A 14,726-nucleotide genomic window follows, 5' to 3' on the forward strand; every position below is an offset into this window, starting at 1 on the left:
CAATTAACCATTCCGAACGCCTGTACTTAGGCGTTGGCTTTGTAGTTCTCAACTACCACTTTACCGCGGTAGTACAGATTTCCTTCGTGTACGTGAGCCCGGTGATACAGGTGTACTTCGCCCGTAGTAGCATCCGTTGCCAGTTGTTTTACGGTCAGATTATCATGAGTCCGGCGTTTGTCACGACGGGTGCTGGAGTGACGGCGTTTAGGGTGTGCCATGTTGTTCTTAATTATGAGCCGCTACAGGCGGCCGTTTGTTAGCTATTGATCGATATGAATACGCGTTAACCAGGGCTGAAATCAGGATCCTTTCGAACCGTTTTTCAACTTTTTCAGGGCTTCCCAGCGGGGATCTACCTCGGGTTCGGCGTTTTCGTCGGGCTTAGCCGATGAGTACACCAGAATTTCGGCGGTAGCTTCTTCGTCCTCTTCATCGCTCTCCGCCGTACGAAACCGGGGATGTAGCTTTTTCATGGGGACGGTTAAGCCGATGAAATCAAACAGGAAGCGGGCGATATTTACGGTAGCCGTTTCCCAGGGAATGATTTCGATTTCATCCGAGAGTTGCTCTGCCTTATCTCCAAACTTCAGAATCTGCTTCTCTTTGGTCTGAAATGGTTCCTCGAAAGGATCCAGACTGCGATCGCAGATGAGTTCGTAGCTACCGGCAATGTCAAAACTCAGTTGCAGCATCGTGGACGACTTGTCCAGACCTACTTTCGCTTTAAAGGCTCCTTTTGAAATCAGATTCTGATCCAGAGCAGCGAAAAATTCGTTACCTCCCTCGAAATGAAAGTCGTAATGCTTGTTTTCGAGCTGGAGAATATCAATATCGTATTGGCGTAATTCCTTTGGATTACTCATCTCTGTCAAAAAGGCTCGCAAAGTTAGGCCAATCTGCTGATTTTTACAACGGTAGAAAAATCATTTTTTCCAGAACAGCCTACTTTCGTGAATATTTAAGGGTTTCTATGCGTAAAATCAGGCTTTGTTCCGGGCTTCCCGCTCTCCCACGAGTTAATTTTTAGCCTCAGAACCGTATCCTCTTCTGTTCATTCAGGGCTAAATTGGCGTACCACCCAGAGCTGTTTTAGAAACGGTCTCCTTCCACTTCCTCCTCTTTTTTGCCCTTGTTTTTGTTTTCGTACACCAATTTGCCCCGGTTGTCATACTCCCGCAGCACCGTGCCTTCCATGGCTTCGTACTTGTCTTTTCCGTACTGAATATCCCGTTTGGTACGTCCACCCGAACCAAACTGATGGTATTCCCGCCAAAGTTTCACGCGTACGGAATCATCCATCGTTCCCTCTTCCTTGAGCTGTCCACCCTCATAAAACGAGCGGTAGAGCCCCGTATACTTCCCGTGCATCTTGGGAATTACTTCCTTGATTTTAGTTTGATTCGCATCGTAATACGTAATAACCGATTCGTTGGGAAAGCCTTTCTCATAGATCTGTTTATCCGTCAGTCCTTCATCTCCGTCCACATCCTTCCCGTACTTTTCCCAGCGACCGTGTTTGGTGCCCATGTAGTAATACCCCTCTTCTTCCAGGTGTTCACCCCGGAATCGTCGATAGGGTCCGTGCAGAATCTGGGCGTATTCTTTGTCCTTGATCAGAGTCGTCAGAATCCGGTGTGCCCGGTAATCAAACCAGTGAATATCGCGAACGTATACGCTGGGAGTCTGGTAGGTTTTAAGTACAAAAAACTCTTCAATGGTCACTCGTTCGCCCGAACCCAGTCGATTGGTAATATGGGTAATGGGAATGCCCTCGTACTCGCTGGCCGCGAATTTGTTGATTTTCTTTTTCCCGCTTTTCTTCGTTCGGTGCGATACTTTCAATCCCAGATCGGCCGGTAATCCGTCACTGTTGAGTTCCCCGAGTGGAGAGTTCACACCTGCACTAGCCGATACCCCTTCCAGAGCGGCCTTTTTCAAATTTTCCTTACTGCTGAAAGCCTCCTTGATTTTATTCTTTTTTTCGCTCAGTTCGTCCAGAATCGTTTTGCGGCCGCTTTTCTCGATGAGGGGCTTCTTAGCCGTCGTAAAGATGGAATCATTCTGGGCGAAAGTCGTCTGACTTAGACACACGCATAATCCGGCAACAAACCAGAAGCTGGAGATTTTAGTTATCGTTGTATCAAGGCTCATACGCATAGATTCTACTGGGGTTGGAACGCAGACGTCCGGGAATTATTTTCTTAACGTGCTGATTATCTAATACAAAAATGCGAAAGAATTACGCAGAGATAGGAAAGTTTTCGTTTTTTGCAGAAAAATGTAACTCTTCCCGCCAATTATAATCGTTGACTATCGTGGAAAAAAACGCAAAAATCTATATTGCTGGCCATCGGGGCATGGTTGGCTCGGCAATCCTCCGCAAACTCCAGCAGGAGGGCTTCACTAATTTCGCCCTCCGCGGCTCGAAAGAGCTGGATCTGCGTAACCAAGAGGCCGTTCAGCAGTTTTTTGAAGAAGAACGTCCCGAGTACGTCTTTCTAGCCGCCGCCAAGGTGGGTGGCATCGTGGCGAACAACACCTACCGAGCTGATTTTCTCTACGAAAATCTGATGATTCAGAATAACGTTATTCATTCGGCTCACTTAACGGACGTCAAGAAATTAATGTTCCTGGGTTCGTCCTGTATTTATCCAAAAATGGCTCCTCAGCCTTTGAAAGAGGAATACCTGCTCACCAGCGAACTTGAACCTACCAACGAACCCTACGCCATTGCCAAAATCGCGGGCATTAAAATGTGTGAATCGTATCGTCGTCAGTACGGCCGCAACTTTATCTCGGTTATGCCGACCAACCTGTACGGTCCCAACGATAACTACGATTTACAGAACTCGCACGTATTACCCGCTTTGATCCGGAAATTCCACGAAGCCAAAGTGAATGGTTCACCCACGGTGGAAGTCTGGGGTACGGGCTCGCCCTTACGCGAATTTTTGTACTCGGATGACCTGGCCGATGCCTGCTATTTCCTCATGCAACACTATGACGGGGAAGAGTTTGTTAACGTGGGTACGGGTGAAGACTTGTCGATTAAAGCCCTGGCTGAACTGGTGAAGGAAACCGTAGGCTTTGAAGGCGAGCTGGTTTGGAATACATCGAAACCCGACGGTACGCCGCGGAAGCTCATGGATGTAAGCAAACTGCATGGTTTAGGCTGGAAGCACCGGGTGGATCTGCCCGAAGGCATTCGCAAAGTATATGAGAAGTTTGTCGAGCACGAAGAAATTCGCGTCCTGTAGGCCGCTTTTCCTTTCTCATTCTGACCAGGGAGTCCATCAACCGATGGACTCCCTTTCTTTTTTAGGTTTTTTTTCAAAGTTTCCTTTCGCTTATGGCCTCAGGTTCAGAACTCCCCTTTTTTCTTAACATTTTTTCAGAAATGGCTTAACACTCTTTAACGCAGGAAATTCTTGAAATATTCAAATCAAAGCCACTTTTGAATCGTCTAACGGACCTTGCAACGAAAACAATAAAACGGGTATTTCCCTGATAAGCCATGAAAAAATTATTCTTCACTTCAGCCTTTGTTCTTTCTATCATTGTAACCTATGCCCAGTCCTATCGCTACCGCCCGACGACCGAGCCCGAGGGCGTTCGCTTTGGAATTAAAGGCGGGGTGAACCTGGCAAATGTCATCGTCTCGCCCCGGCCGGGTAACCTGGTCAACGGACGTACGGATTTACACGCGGGTCTGTTTGCGGACATTCCCGTAGCCGAGAAATTCAGTATTCAGCCGGAGTTATTGTACTCACGTCAGGGCTTTCGGATCCTGAATGGAATTGGTTCCGTGACGATGAACACGATCAGTGTACCCGTATTAGCGAAGATTCACGTGACGCCTAATGTATCCATTGTAGCCGGTCCGCAGGTAAGTTACCTGGCTAATGCCCGGATTGGTTTAAATAGCTGGTTTGCCATTAATTACGACAATGCTTTCCAGAAAGTAGGGATTGACGGGGTAGCCGGGCTGGAATTCGAAGCGGGTAACTTTGTTGTGGGTGGTCGCTATAATTATGGCTTCAATAACCTGAATAAAGACTTTAAATTCAGTAAGAACTCGGACATGTCCTTCAACGACTTGGTTCAACTACGCAATTCGACGGTACAACTCTCCGTAGGTTATAAATTTTAAGCATTTCCCCCACTCGTCCTTTTATTTTCAGTACAACAGATAACTTTCAGGTTAATGAAAAAACCTCCGGGCGTTGCCTGGAGGTTTTCTATTTAAACGTGGCTACCGATTATAGCTTCGGCGTATCGGGCTTTCGCATGAGTACACCGGGCAGGTCCACTACCTGATGTGCCCGAATGGCATACGGATTGAAATTAGCTAGCCGTCCGCTCGAAGCCGGGAATTGTCCCGTCGTAATGAAACTCAACGCGTCTTTAACACATAGCTCCTGCGGATCGCCCCAGTTGCGGGTCACATCATCCGCCTGTTGCCGATCTACCGGAAGGCCCTCGTAATAGTCACCGTAATTACTGGCATTCACCTGCTTTACTGCTAGCGGGAATGTGTAATAATTCATAACTAAAAACGGGTAATAACCCGCTGGTTTTCCGTAGGTAGTCTCTCCTACTACCTTCACCGTCATGTAAGGCTTGAGTACGTTAATCAGTAATTCACTAGCGGAAGCTGTCTCTCCCGTAGCAATGAAGACGACCTGACTTAGGTTCAGGTTACTCGCCGGTAAGGTCTTATCAAAGTTTACTGTCTCATTCCAACTCGTGTACTTTTGATTATGCGTATCCTTGTACATAAGCTTGCCTGCAGCGGAACGAGGGGCAATCAGGTTGGCTATTTTTTCGGCTAGCTCAACCTCTCCCCCGCCGTTGTACCGCTCGTCAAAAATCAGATCGGTTACGTTATTGCTTTTAAAATAAGCAAAGGCCTCGTCTAATTCCGCGGCAGCAGTAGCTCCCAGGAAAGTACCAAAGGCGATGTAGCCTATTTTTTTACCATTCTGACTGATAATGCTACGCGTCAAAACCGGATTGGTTTGATACGAAGCTACCTTGAGCGATAAGGTTTGAGAGGTACCATCCGGTTTTTTAAAGGTGATTTGCATGGACTCTTTAAAAAGGGCTTTCGAGAGGGCATCCGCATTACTAGTGGTAGCAGCAATACCGTCGACCGATGTCACCTGCCAGCCGCGTTGAACCCCTTGTTTACCAGGGTCGGAATTTTTGTACACAAAAGCTACCCGTAAGTCATTCGCGGCTATGAATCCGAAACTCATGCCTAAGTCGCCACTTGCTCCAGAAGCTACATTATCCCAGTTTTTCTTAGTTGTGGCGAAACTCCAGCGGTCTAAATTTTTGCCATTGGTACCCAGCGGACTGAAGGTACGTACCTTTTCCATGACTGCTTCCGGAGTCTGATAACTCGTAGGATTGAAAGTTGCCTTGGACGGTAGTCGGTCACGCCATAAATACATTTCCTGACTATACCAGTAAACGCTGTCTCGTACATCTGCCGTGGCGGTAGATACATCGTTCTCATTGTCTTTTTTACACGACGAAGCCAGTGTTCCCAGTAAAAAGATCGTTATGGCGTATTGAAGTGCTCTCATTCAGAATATAGTGTTTTGGAATAAGGATTGGTCTCAAAAGCTATAGATAACTGAAATTCAACCCATAATATTTCATTTTAAGGACTTTTTAAAACAAAAAAGCCAGTCTTTCGAAAGACTGGCTTTTAGAAAAAAATAATATGCCGGATCGTTAGAGTACCGTTTCCAGATCGCGTTTGAATTCAACCAGTAGCATTTCCTTCACGGCTACTTTCCGCTTTTGCGTATTCACCTTCTGGAAAAGGGCTTTGTCAGCAGCTACGTAAGCCCGGATTCGGCCATCAAACTCCAGATATTGTTCCAGATCGCCCTTCTCCTTGCGTACCAGATATTCCATCTGATAAATCTGAATTTTCAGCTGATCACGTTTCGGCTTCTCGTCGAAATCCGGGTAGCGATACCCAATCACGCGACGCAGGTAGTTCAACTCAAATACTTTATCGCAGGCTAAGCGGAATTTCTCGGCCACGTTCCGGTCCAGCGTTTTCACCTTCGGAGCGAGGTCTTTCCACTTCACCAGCAATTCCTTGGCCCGGTCAGAGGCTTTGGAAATAATATCCTGATGTACAGATGCGGTGAGCGTTTCTGCTTCGGCCGCAATATTTTGCAGCTCCTGTAAACGGGGATCTACCCGAGGACGAGGCGTAATGCCTTTCATGGCATTATAGCGGTCGAAGAAAATGGTCGTCGCCTTTTTGAAGCGTTTCCATAACTTACTTTGCCGCTTGGGTGGTACGGGGCCTACGGTTTTCCACTCATTCTGTAGCTGACGAACCCGTACAAAGGCTTCATCAAACTCCGTACTCCGCATTAATTTTTCCGATTCGGCAACGATGTCTTCGAGTTTATCAAAGCGTTCATCAATGATCCGATTTTGTTCGGCGTAGTATTCGCGACGGCGTTGGAAGAAATCATCCGAAATTCGATCGAAACCGCCCTCAATTTCATCGTGGTAGGGTTTATCGACCGGTCCGGTTTTTAGCCATTTGGTTTTGATTTCCTGAATTTTGTCCGTGGCTTCATTCCAGTCGGGAATGGTCGTAGCGGCCTGGTGAACCTCATCAAGCAGGGCTCGTTTAATTTCCAGATTTTTTACCTGGTTCGAGGAGATCAGTTCGCGAAGGTACGTTTCCAGCTTATCGAGCATCGCCAGCAGGGGCGGAAAATCGCCAAGGCCGTCGAACTCCAGCAGGTTTTTGCGTAATTGCAAAAGTTTAGTCAGGTACGAGCCCTTATTTTGAGCTTCCTGCACATCCTGGTGAAGCTGGATGACTTTTTGCTGAGCTAACTGAAATCGATTCCGGAAATAATCTAACGCTTCTTCTTCTGTATTGCGTACGTAGCCAATTTCCCGGTCGGGATAGCCAGCGTAGCCTTTCAGATAAACTTTTCCTTCTTTTGTGTAACCGTGGGTATCTTCTACGTAGCGGTTGGGTGTGATGGTGGTCTCCATGGGTTTTTGAGGGATGAGACTGGGCAAACGGTCCTGAACGCCTTACTTTTGCCAGTGCTGATATTCAAGCAACAAATAAAACAAAAAATGAGTAACGAAACCATAATCTTTTCGATGTCTCGGGTGAGTAAAGTAATTCCACCCAGTCGAACGATCATTAAAAACATTTCTCTTTCCTTTTTCTACGGGGCAAAAATTGGCATTCTGGGTCTGAACGGTTCAGGAAAATCGACGCTGATGCGAATCATCGCCGGCATTGATAAAAGTTACCAGGGAGAAGTGGTGTTTTCTCCGGGTTATTCAGTAGGTATGCTGGAGCAGGAACCCCAGCTGGATCCCGAAAAAACCGTTCGCCAGGTGGTCGAAGAAGGCGTCGCCGAAGTGGTAGGTTTACTTAAGGAATTTGAGGAAATCAATGAAGCGTTTGGTGAACCCGATGCGGACTTTGACAAGCTACTGGCCCGTCAGGGAGAAGTGCAGGAAAAACTTGATGCCCTGGATGCCTGGGAGCTGGACACGAAACTCGAACGGGCTATGGATGCCCTGCGTTGTCCACCCGAAGATGCCAAAATTGGCGTGCTTTCTGGTGGCGAACGCCGTCGGGTTGCTTTATGCCGTTTATTACTTCAAGAACCTGACGTTCTGCTGCTTGATGAGCCCACCAACCACCTGGATGCGGAATCGGTACTGTGGCTGGAAGAACACCTGCGGCAATATAAGGGTACAGTTATTGCCGTTACCCACGACCGCTATTTCCTGGACAACGTAGCGGGCTGGATTCTGGAACTGGATCGAGGTGAAGGTATTCCCTGGAAAGGAAATTATACCTCCTGGCTGGAGCAGAAACAGAAACGACTATCGCAGGAAGAAAAGCAGGAATCGAAGCGTCAGAAGACCCTGCAACGCGAGCTGGACTGGGTACGCATGGCCCCTAAGGCTCGTCAGGCTAAATCGAAGGCTCGTTTGGGTGCCTACGAACGCCTCCTGAACGAGGATGTCAGAGAACGGGAAGACAAACTGGAGATCTTTATTCCGGCGGGTCCCCGTCTGGGCAGTAAGGTCATCGAAATTGAGAATGTGTCGAAAGCGTACGGCGATAAAATTCTTTTTGAAAATTTAACCTTTTCGCTTCCTCCCGCGGGTATCGTCGGCGTAATTGGGCCGAACGGTGCCGGGAAAACGACACTTTTCAAATTACTGACGGGTCAGGAAAATCCTGATACGGGCACGGTTGAAGTCGGCGAAACGGTTCAACTGGCTTACGTCGATCAGTTACACGATAACCTGAAAGCGGATAAGTCGGTCTACGAAACCATTTCGGGGGGCAACGACCCGATGCTATTGGGGGGACGTATGGTCAACTCCCGGGCGTACGTGAGTCGCTTCAACTTTGGCGGTTCAGATCAGGAGAAGAAGATTTCAAACCTGTCCGGGGGTGAGCGAAACCGCGTCCACCTGGCCATGATGCTGAAGGAAGGTTCGAACCTGCTGCTGTTAGATGAGCCGACCAACGACCTCGACATTAACACGCTGCGGGCCCTGGAAGAAGGTCTGGAAAACTTTGCGGGTTGTGCCGTCATTATTTCCCACGACCGCTGGTTCCTCGACCGGATTGCTACGCACATTCTGGCCTTTGAAGGCGATTCACAGGTATACTACTTCGAAGGAAACTTTAGCGAGTACGAAGAAAACCGTCGCAAACGTCTGGGTACGGACGCTACACCGAAACGGATCAAGTATAAAAAACTGGTATAAAAAGTCCGGCACTGGTATGCGAACGTACCAGTGCCGGACTTTTTTTAGGTTACGTATCGATTAGCATCGCTCTAGGTTCTGCTATCCAGGGCAATCTATACTTCTGCCATCGCGTATGCACCACAGAGCGTCCTATACGCTCTTCCACTCGCAGCTTGTTTTCGGTACTCATTAACCCATACATTCGTTAATCAAATGTTTGTCAATGGGGTAATCTGAACAATAGCCTGTCGTGCCGTATCTGGCAAAAACGTAAGCCTCAAACGTCTCATTTGCCTTTGGCTGCCGTCAGCATCTCTTCTGCCATAGGCTTCAAATTACTTCCGGGATAATTCTGAATAAATTCATTGAGTGCTTTTCGGTACGCCTCCGCATTTTGCGTTTTCGCCATCAGCATCGCTTTGAGCAGGGCGAATTTATCTTCGAGTGCATTTCCCGCGTAAGCCTGTAATCCACGCTCGGTTTGCGATAACGCATTGGTATAATCGCCCTGACGGTAGGTTTCGTAGGCCTGAGCGTACAGATTCTGGGCTTCCGATTCAGCTCCTGCCGTCAAAGGGGTCAGGCTGCTACGGTTAATCAGACGCACATAGTACGAATCGGGGAATTTCTGAAATAGACGATTTTTGTACTCCCCCTGCCGGGGTGTTCCTTCGGCAGCCAGATAGAGCAAATACAGCGTCTCGGATTCGTACTGCGTTCTGGGGAAGAGCGTCAGTAGCTGTTCAAAAGTTTGAATGGCTTTCTGATTTTCATTCAGCGTCAACCGGTACAACTTGCCCAGTTCAAAATAAGCCAGTTCCTGTTTTTTACGCGAAGCATCCAGGGCTTCCGGCGTAAACGGAATCGTCTTTTTCATACTTTCGACTTCAGCCTGTAAGGGCGAAACCGCCTGAGTAGCCTGTGGATTAGAAGGGTCAACAGCCCCTTGTTGACGTACAGCGGTAATGTTCGAATTATCCGAAGTCAGGGAGGTTTCCTTGGTCACCCGCCGCCAGTTATCTTCCAGCTTTCGGGTACCCCATTTCTCCTGAAACTCCTGTCTACCCCGTTGCACCGAATTAGGGTTGTAAAAGTACCAGACATTGGAGGCCTGTACATTATCCGGCTGAATGCCCGATGCCGCTAGCATTTGTTCCTGCCGGGCCCGGGCGGCTTTTTCCTCGGCCAGTCTTTTTTCGGCGGCTTCCTTCGCCTGACGATCGCTTACCACCTTCTCCAGGTACTTGTCCAGCTGGGTAGGATTCATCGCCGCCAGTCTTTGCAGACTATCTTCCGTTTTGATGACTCGTAAGTGCATGACAAACTGATCAAGCCCCCGTTTCTTCTCTGTAATCTGGGCCAGATTACCCAGGTTGCGGGGTCTGAGTTGTACCGTGCTATCGTAGTACATTTGGGCACTTTCGTAATCCTGTAGTGGGTCGTAACTCAAATCCGCAATACGCAGGTAGACTGCCGCCAGTTGTTCCGGTTTCTGAGCGGCCAGACTGGCGGCTCTTTTGTAGTAGGGAATCGCTTCCCGAATATGGCCACGCCGCTCTTCGTAGGACCCCATGGCAAAATAAATCTGATCCTGTAAATCGGCGTTTTTACGATCCCGTAGCATGCGGTTAAAACTCACCTTGGGATCCTGATTTGGCTGATTGAGCAGCGAGTTCAGTCGAGCATAAAACGACAGATCGTAATTGGGCCGGTTCCGCTGAACGGCCGCGTATTGACTCATGGCCTTGGCTGGCTTGTCCGTTAGTTCGTACAACTGCCCTAATGCATAGTACACCCGAGCCTTTTTATCATTTTTAGGCATCATCGGTAAGCTTTCTTCCAGAATCGCAGCGGCTACGGCGTATTCCCGACGTTGCTGGTGTAAGTAGGCCTTGGTCAGGTAATACTCCAGCGTTTCGCTTTTGGATAAGGGCAGATTACGCACCACATCTGCTACGCGTAGAGCTACGTTATACTCGCCTTCCTCCGTATACGCCCGCATGAGTCCGATCAAAGCTGCTGAGCGAGCGTTGCCATCGGGATAGTTCGTATTGATATACTTGAAGGTTTCGATGGCGTTACGGATGTCACCCTGTTGCAAACGAGCTTGCCCGAGTACCAGATAGGCATCGTCAAGGTATTTGGCATTCTGGTGCCGCTCGGCTACCAGGGACGCTTTTTTAATCACCGACGCCAGTTCGTTAGTTACCAGCAAAGCCGCCTGCGAATCAATCGGTACTAAAACCGGAAGCAGGGCCGCGTAGTTATCTCGTCGATTAGCAAAAATGGTTTTATTGGCTTCCCCTAACAGTTCCTGAGCCTGTAATAAGGCGTTGTACTTGGAAGTCAGGTTGTGAAACGCCACATTCGCTGGGGCTGTGGAATGCTGGGTACAGCTAATCATCCCGAGCAAAAAAAGTACTAGAAAGCTATAACGGTACAATGGAGTTGGCATGGATCAAACGCAGAGTCGAACCTAAAAACGTGGAATTAGGCTCATATTTTATGCCAAGTTCGTAAATTCCTCTCAAAAAATTGAGATAAGTCGCTAGCCGCATATCCTATGGAAAATGAAGAACGGAATTTTAACCCCTACATCCGGTATACGGGTCTAGCCATGCAAATGCTGGTCACGATTGGCGTGGGTGTTTTTTTAGGGCTGAAGCTCGACGAATGGGTCGGTACAAAAACGCCCTGGTTTACCATTGGCTGTTCGCTATTTTTTATTGCAGCTGCCTTGATTTCTCTCATTCGGGGGCTACCCAAAACCTAAAAACTCAGCCATTGAAACCTGGAAAAGCGGTAGGAGAACTTTTTTCAAAGCCGTACCTTTGCAGGCTGGTATTAATCAAACCCCGACATGTGGCGAACCCTCCTGCCCGTACTTTTCGTAGGAATTGTATTTTTTCTAGCTCCCCGATTGGGGCTTCAGGCTTGGATACATCCCGATAGCTGGGATATGCTGGCCTTTTTTGCCTGCTTGGGTTTTCTCAATTATCGGCTTGTTAAATGGGGATTAGCTGACAATGGCGATAAATTCGTTAACTTTTACCTCGGCAGCATGGTATTGCGGATGATTTTGAGTTTTGTATTCCTAATAGTCTACTTTTTTCTAGGTACCCTTGCCATCAAGCACTTCATTCTTCAATTTTTTGTACTCTATTTATTTTTCACAGGTTTTGAAATTGCGGGCGTGTATAGTAACTTGCGGCACTTTTCGGAGAAAAAGCCCTGAAATCCCTACGTGATGAGCCGCAATCGATCGTTTAAAGTCTTTGCAATCAGTATTTTATCTTTTGCTCTTTCTGTTTTTAGCTCGCAAGCCGTTTTTGCTCAGCACGAGCACGAAGGCCATGCAGAAGCTACCCATGAGCATGGAAAAACGGAAGAATTTAACCCTGGTCAAACGATTCTTCACCACGTAGCCGATGAGCACCAGTGGCACCTGGCTACGATTGGCGAATCACACTTTGCTATTCCGCTTCCGGTTATTCTGTATACGCCTACCCGGGGCCTCAACATCTACTCCTCGAACGCATTTTACCATGGTTCAGGCGAGCATGATGGATTCCACTTACATCATGAGCATTTTACGTCAGAAGACGGATCACACGTTTATGATTTTTCCATTACCAAGAACGTAATGTCGCTGATCATTAGTGTGGTGCTGCTGATCACCATTTTCTCGATTGTGAAAGGTGGCTACGCCAAACGTCAGGGTAAAGCTCCTAAAGGTCTGCAATCGGCTCTGGAACCTTTCATCATCTTTATTCGTGATGAGGTAGCTAAAAACTATATCGGCGAAAAGCACTACCGTCGCTTCCTGCCTTACCTGTTAACCGTTTTCTTTTTCATCTGGATTAACAACCTGCTGGGTCTGTTGCCGGGTGCCGCTAACGTAACGGGTAACATCGCCGTAACGCTTACCCTAGCCGTATTGACCTTTATCGTCGTAAACTTCAACGGTCGCAAAGCCTACTGGACGCACATTTTCGCGATGCCCGGTGTACCGAAATGGATGCTGATCGTGATGACGCCCGTTGAAATTGTAGGGATGATGATGAAACCGTTTTCCTTGATGGTTCGTCTTTTTGCGAACGTTACAGCCGGTCACATCATTCTGCTGAGCTTACTGAGCTTGATTTTCATTTTCAAGTCAGCGGCTCTGAGTGTAATCGTGGGTCCCTTTACGGTATTCATGACGATGATCGAGCTGCTGGTAGCGGTGCTACAGGCGTATATCTTTACCGTTCTTACGGCCAGTTACATTGGAGCCGCCGTTGAAGAGCATCACCACGATGATCATCATTAATAGCGTCTTTGCTTGCTCTTTACAGTCTTTTTTAAATACATTCTTTGTTTCACTTTAATAAATAAAACAGTCATGTTGACTACTCTCTTACAAGTTGCTCAAGAAGGTGGACTTTCCTTAGCATACCTTGGTGCGGCAATCGGTGCAGGCTTAGTTGCTATTGGTGCAGGTCTGGGTATCGGTCGTATCGGTGGTACTGCCATGGAAGCTATCGCTCGTCAGCCTGAAGCTTCTGGAAAAGTACAAGGTGCGATGTTGATCGTAGCTGCTTTCGTAGAGGCCGTTGCCCTGTTCGGTGCGGTAATCTGTCTTCTCGTAGCTGTGAAGTAATTCACACCTCGAGCCGAAATTCTGACATCTGGCCCGGCTTGCATTAGGTGACCGGGCCCGATGTTCTTCTCACTGAGTGAAACAAACAAAGAAATAGGCATTCGCCGCTATTTGATTTTTCAACCCAAACTAGTTCCAACGTCATGGACTTAATTACCCCGAGTCTTGGTCTGATTTTCTGGCAATTGGTTTTCTTTCTGCTCCTGGTTTTCGTGTTGGGCAAATATGCCTGGAGACCCATCCTGTCGAGCCTGAACGAACGCGAAAAGTCGATTGAAGACGCTATCGAACTCGCCAAGAAAACGCGTAACGAAATGGCTCAGCTGAAAGCTGATAACGATCGGGCCAAAGCCGATGCCATCATCGAACGCGACGCGATCCTGAAACAGGCTCGCCAGACGGCTGAGAAAATGATTGCCACGGCAAAAAATGAAGCCGCTCAGGAAGCCAAAGCTGAAATCGAAAAAGCTCGCAAGACTTTCCGCGAAGAGCAGGCGGCTGCCGTATCGAAGCTGAAAGACGAGACTTCTAAAATCGCTCTGGAAATTGCTGAAAAGGTACTTCGTCGCGAATTATCTGACAAGACTTCTCAGGAAGCTCTTGTGAATGATTGGCTGAAAGATGCCAAATTGAACTAATTACGTACTACGGCGACAAAGCCGTCGTTATAAATACGTATTATCACTATGTCTGACCAAAGCGTAGCGTTTCGATATGCCAAATCGTTGATCGGGCTGGCTCAGGAAAAAGGAGTGCTGGATAAAGTGCAGGAGGATATGCAGTTGTTTACGCAGATTTGCCAAACCAACCGTGATTTTTCCCTGGCTTTACACAGTCCTATCGTTAAACACTGGAAGAAACTGGAAATCTTGAAAGCCCTGTTTCAGTCCCGTGTGAGTCCAGTAACGTTTTCGATTTTTGAAATCATTACGAAAAAAAATCGGGAATCTATTTTACCTTCTGTTGCTCGGGAATTCAACCGACAGTACCAGGAGCTAAAAGGAATCCAGGTAGCCCATATTACGACAGCTTCACCCCTGACGGATGCCCAGCGTACCCAGTTTAAAGCGGTGGTATCTCAACAGACGGGCAAGTCAATTGAACTGTCGGAGACCGTAGACCCCAACCTGATTGGGGGTTATTTACTTCGGGTAGGAGATAATCAGATTGATAATTCGATTAAGAGTCGCTTGAATGATTTAAAAATTCAGTTTGCTCAAAGTTAGTTTAGTACCAGTTATTTCTGATTTTTTACCTGTTTGCATACAGTTAGAAAAAACCCGCCACTTGGCGGGTTTTT

15 protein-coding genes are annotated in these 14,726 nt (G+C 47.7%); 9 read left to right on the top strand and 6 right to left on the bottom strand.

Features of this window, described 5'->3' with window-relative positions:
- Positions 1–26: 26 nt before the first annotated feature.
- The 3 genes from rpmF to BWI97_RS12295 form a co-directional block, all read right to left on the bottom strand.
- Positions 27–221 carry a 50S ribosomal protein L32 gene (rpmF, locus tag BWI97_RS12285; protein ID WP_094814969.1) on the bottom strand — a complete coding sequence of 65 codons (195 nt, stop codon included), beginning with the start codon at positions 219–221 and terminating at the stop codon, positions 27–29.
- Between the two features lie 81 nt (positions 222–302).
- Positions 303–866, bottom strand: coding sequence for a DUF177 domain-containing protein (locus BWI97_RS12290; protein WP_094814971.1), 564 nt, complete (start codon positions 864–866; stop codon positions 303–305).
- Positions 867–1,092: 226 nt separating this feature from the next.
- A complete protein-coding gene (locus tag BWI97_RS12295) occupies positions 1,093–2,160 on the bottom strand; it encodes a toxin-antitoxin system YwqK family antitoxin (RefSeq protein ID WP_141217555.1) in 1,068 nt (355 codons plus the stop codon).
- 158 nt (positions 2,161–2,318) lie between these two features.
- Here BWI97_RS12295 and BWI97_RS12300 point away from each other — a divergent pair, with 158 nt between their 5' ends.
- Complete coding sequence (locus BWI97_RS12300) at positions 2,319–3,260, top strand: GDP-L-fucose synthase (protein WP_094815061.1); 942 nt, start codon at positions 2,319–2,321, stop codon at positions 3,258–3,260.
- Positions 3,261–3,517: 257 nt separating this feature from the next.
- Entirely contained in the window at positions 3,518–4,153 is a 636-nt protein-coding gene (locus BWI97_RS12305; RefSeq protein ID WP_102201211.1) for a porin family protein, read from the top strand.
- A 109-nt stretch (positions 4,154–4,262) separates the two neighbouring features.
- Here BWI97_RS12305 and BWI97_RS12310 read toward each other — a convergent pair whose 3' ends face one another.
- A complete protein-coding gene (locus BWI97_RS12310; protein WP_102201212.1) occupies positions 4,263–5,594 on the bottom strand; it encodes a S41 family peptidase in 1,332 nt (443 codons plus the stop codon).
- 151 nt (positions 5,595–5,745) lie between these two features.
- Positions 5,746–7,047, bottom strand: a complete 1,302-nt coding sequence (locus BWI97_RS12315; protein ID WP_094814979.1) for a DUF349 domain-containing protein — start codon at positions 7,045–7,047, stop codon at positions 5,746–5,748.
- Positions 7,048–7,134: 87 nt separating this feature from the next.
- On the opposite strand from BWI97_RS12315, the gene ettA reads away from it, so the two are divergent.
- Entirely contained in the window at positions 7,135–8,802 is a 1,668-nt protein-coding gene (gene ettA / locus BWI97_RS12320; RefSeq protein WP_094814981.1) for an energy-dependent translational throttle protein EttA, read from the top strand.
- Between the two features lie 268 nt (positions 8,803–9,070).
- Here ettA and BWI97_RS12325 read toward each other — a convergent pair whose 3' ends face one another.
- On the bottom strand, positions 9,071–11,188 hold the full coding sequence (locus tag BWI97_RS12325; protein ID WP_158242745.1) for a tetratricopeptide repeat protein: 2,118 nt from the start codon (positions 11,186–11,188) through the stop codon (positions 9,071–9,073).
- A 159-nt stretch (positions 11,189–11,347) separates the two neighbouring features.
- Here BWI97_RS12325 and BWI97_RS12330 point away from each other — a divergent pair, with 159 nt between their 5' ends.
- The 6 genes from BWI97_RS12330 to atpH all read left to right on the top strand — a co-directional run bounded on the left by BWI97_RS12330 (position 11,348) and on the right by atpH (position 14,652).
- Positions 11,348–11,557 (top strand): AtpZ/AtpI family protein, encoded by a 210-nt coding sequence (locus BWI97_RS12330; protein ID WP_094814985.1) that lies wholly within the window; start codon positions 11,348–11,350, stop codon positions 11,555–11,557.
- An 87-nt stretch (positions 11,558–11,644) separates the two neighbouring features.
- Positions 11,645–12,019, top strand: a complete 375-nt coding sequence (locus BWI97_RS12335; protein ID WP_102201214.1) for a hypothetical protein — start codon at positions 11,645–11,647, stop codon at positions 12,017–12,019.
- A 12-nt stretch (positions 12,020–12,031) separates the two neighbouring features.
- Complete coding sequence (gene atpB / locus BWI97_RS12340) at positions 12,032–13,096, top strand: F0F1 ATP synthase subunit A (RefSeq protein WP_102201215.1); 1,065 nt, start codon at positions 12,032–12,034, stop codon at positions 13,094–13,096.
- 72 nt (positions 13,097–13,168) lie between these two features.
- Positions 13,169–13,426 (top strand): ATP synthase F0 subunit C, encoded by a 258-nt coding sequence (gene atpE, locus BWI97_RS12345; protein ID WP_102201216.1) that lies wholly within the window; start codon positions 13,169–13,171, stop codon positions 13,424–13,426.
- A gap of 143 nt (positions 13,427–13,569) precedes the next feature.
- Positions 13,570–14,064 carry a F0F1 ATP synthase subunit B gene (gene atpF, locus BWI97_RS12350; RefSeq protein ID WP_094814991.1) on the top strand — a complete coding sequence of 165 codons (495 nt, stop codon included), beginning with the start codon at positions 13,570–13,572 and terminating at the stop codon, positions 14,062–14,064.
- A gap of 48 nt (positions 14,065–14,112) precedes the next feature.
- The gene (gene atpH, locus BWI97_RS12355; protein ID WP_102201217.1) at positions 14,113–14,652 is read left to right on the top strand and encodes an ATP synthase F1 subunit delta; all 540 of its coding nucleotides are present in this window, start codon (positions 14,113–14,115) and stop codon (positions 14,650–14,652) included.
- Positions 14,653–14,726: the final 74 nt, after the last annotated feature.

Origin of the sequence: Siphonobacter sp. BAB-5405 (assembly GCF_002872335.1) — a bacterium.
Lineage (GTDB): Bacteria > Bacteroidota > Bacteroidia > Cytophagales > Spirosomataceae > Siphonobacter.

Coding starts and splice junctions, on each gene's coding strand:
- BWI97_RS12330 (WP_094814985.1), top strand. CDS start 11,348: ATGGAAAATGAAGAACGGAATTTTAACCCCTACATCCGGTATACGGGT.
- atpF (WP_094814991.1), top strand. CDS start 13,570: ATGGACTTAATTACCCCGAGTCTTGGTCTGATTTTCTGGCAATTGGTT.
- rpmF (WP_094814969.1), bottom strand. CDS start 221: ATGGCACACCCTAAACGCCGTCACTCCAGCACCCGTCGTGACAAACGC.
- BWI97_RS12335 (WP_102201214.1), top strand. CDS start 11,645: ATGTGGCGAACCCTCCTGCCCGTACTTTTCGTAGGAATTGTATTTTTT.
- BWI97_RS12315 (WP_094814979.1), bottom strand. CDS start 7,047: ATGGAGACCACCATCACACCCAACCGCTACGTAGAAGATACCCACGGT.
- BWI97_RS12310 (WP_102201212.1), bottom strand. CDS start 5,594: ATGAGAGCACTTCAATACGCCATAACGATCTTTTTACTGGGAACACTG.
- atpH (WP_102201217.1), top strand. CDS start 14,113: ATGTCTGACCAAAGCGTAGCGTTTCGATATGCCAAATCGTTGATCGGG.
- BWI97_RS12325 (WP_158242745.1), bottom strand. CDS start 11,188: ATGATTAGCTGTACCCAGCATTCCACAGCCCCAGCGAATGTGGCGTTT.
- atpB (WP_102201215.1), top strand. CDS start 12,032: ATGAGCCGCAATCGATCGTTTAAAGTCTTTGCAATCAGTATTTTATCT.
- atpE (WP_102201216.1), top strand. CDS start 13,169: ATGTTGACTACTCTCTTACAAGTTGCTCAAGAAGGTGGACTTTCCTTA.
- ettA (WP_094814981.1), top strand. CDS start 7,135: ATGAGTAACGAAACCATAATCTTTTCGATGTCTCGGGTGAGTAAAGTA.
- BWI97_RS12305 (WP_102201211.1), top strand. CDS start 3,518: ATGAAAAAATTATTCTTCACTTCAGCCTTTGTTCTTTCTATCATTGTA.
- BWI97_RS12290 (WP_094814971.1), bottom strand. CDS start 866: ATGAGTAATCCAAAGGAATTACGCCAATACGATATTGATATTCTCCAG.
- BWI97_RS12295 (WP_141217555.1), bottom strand. CDS start 2,160: ATGCGTATGAGCCTTGATACAACGATAACTAAAATCTCCAGCTTCTGG.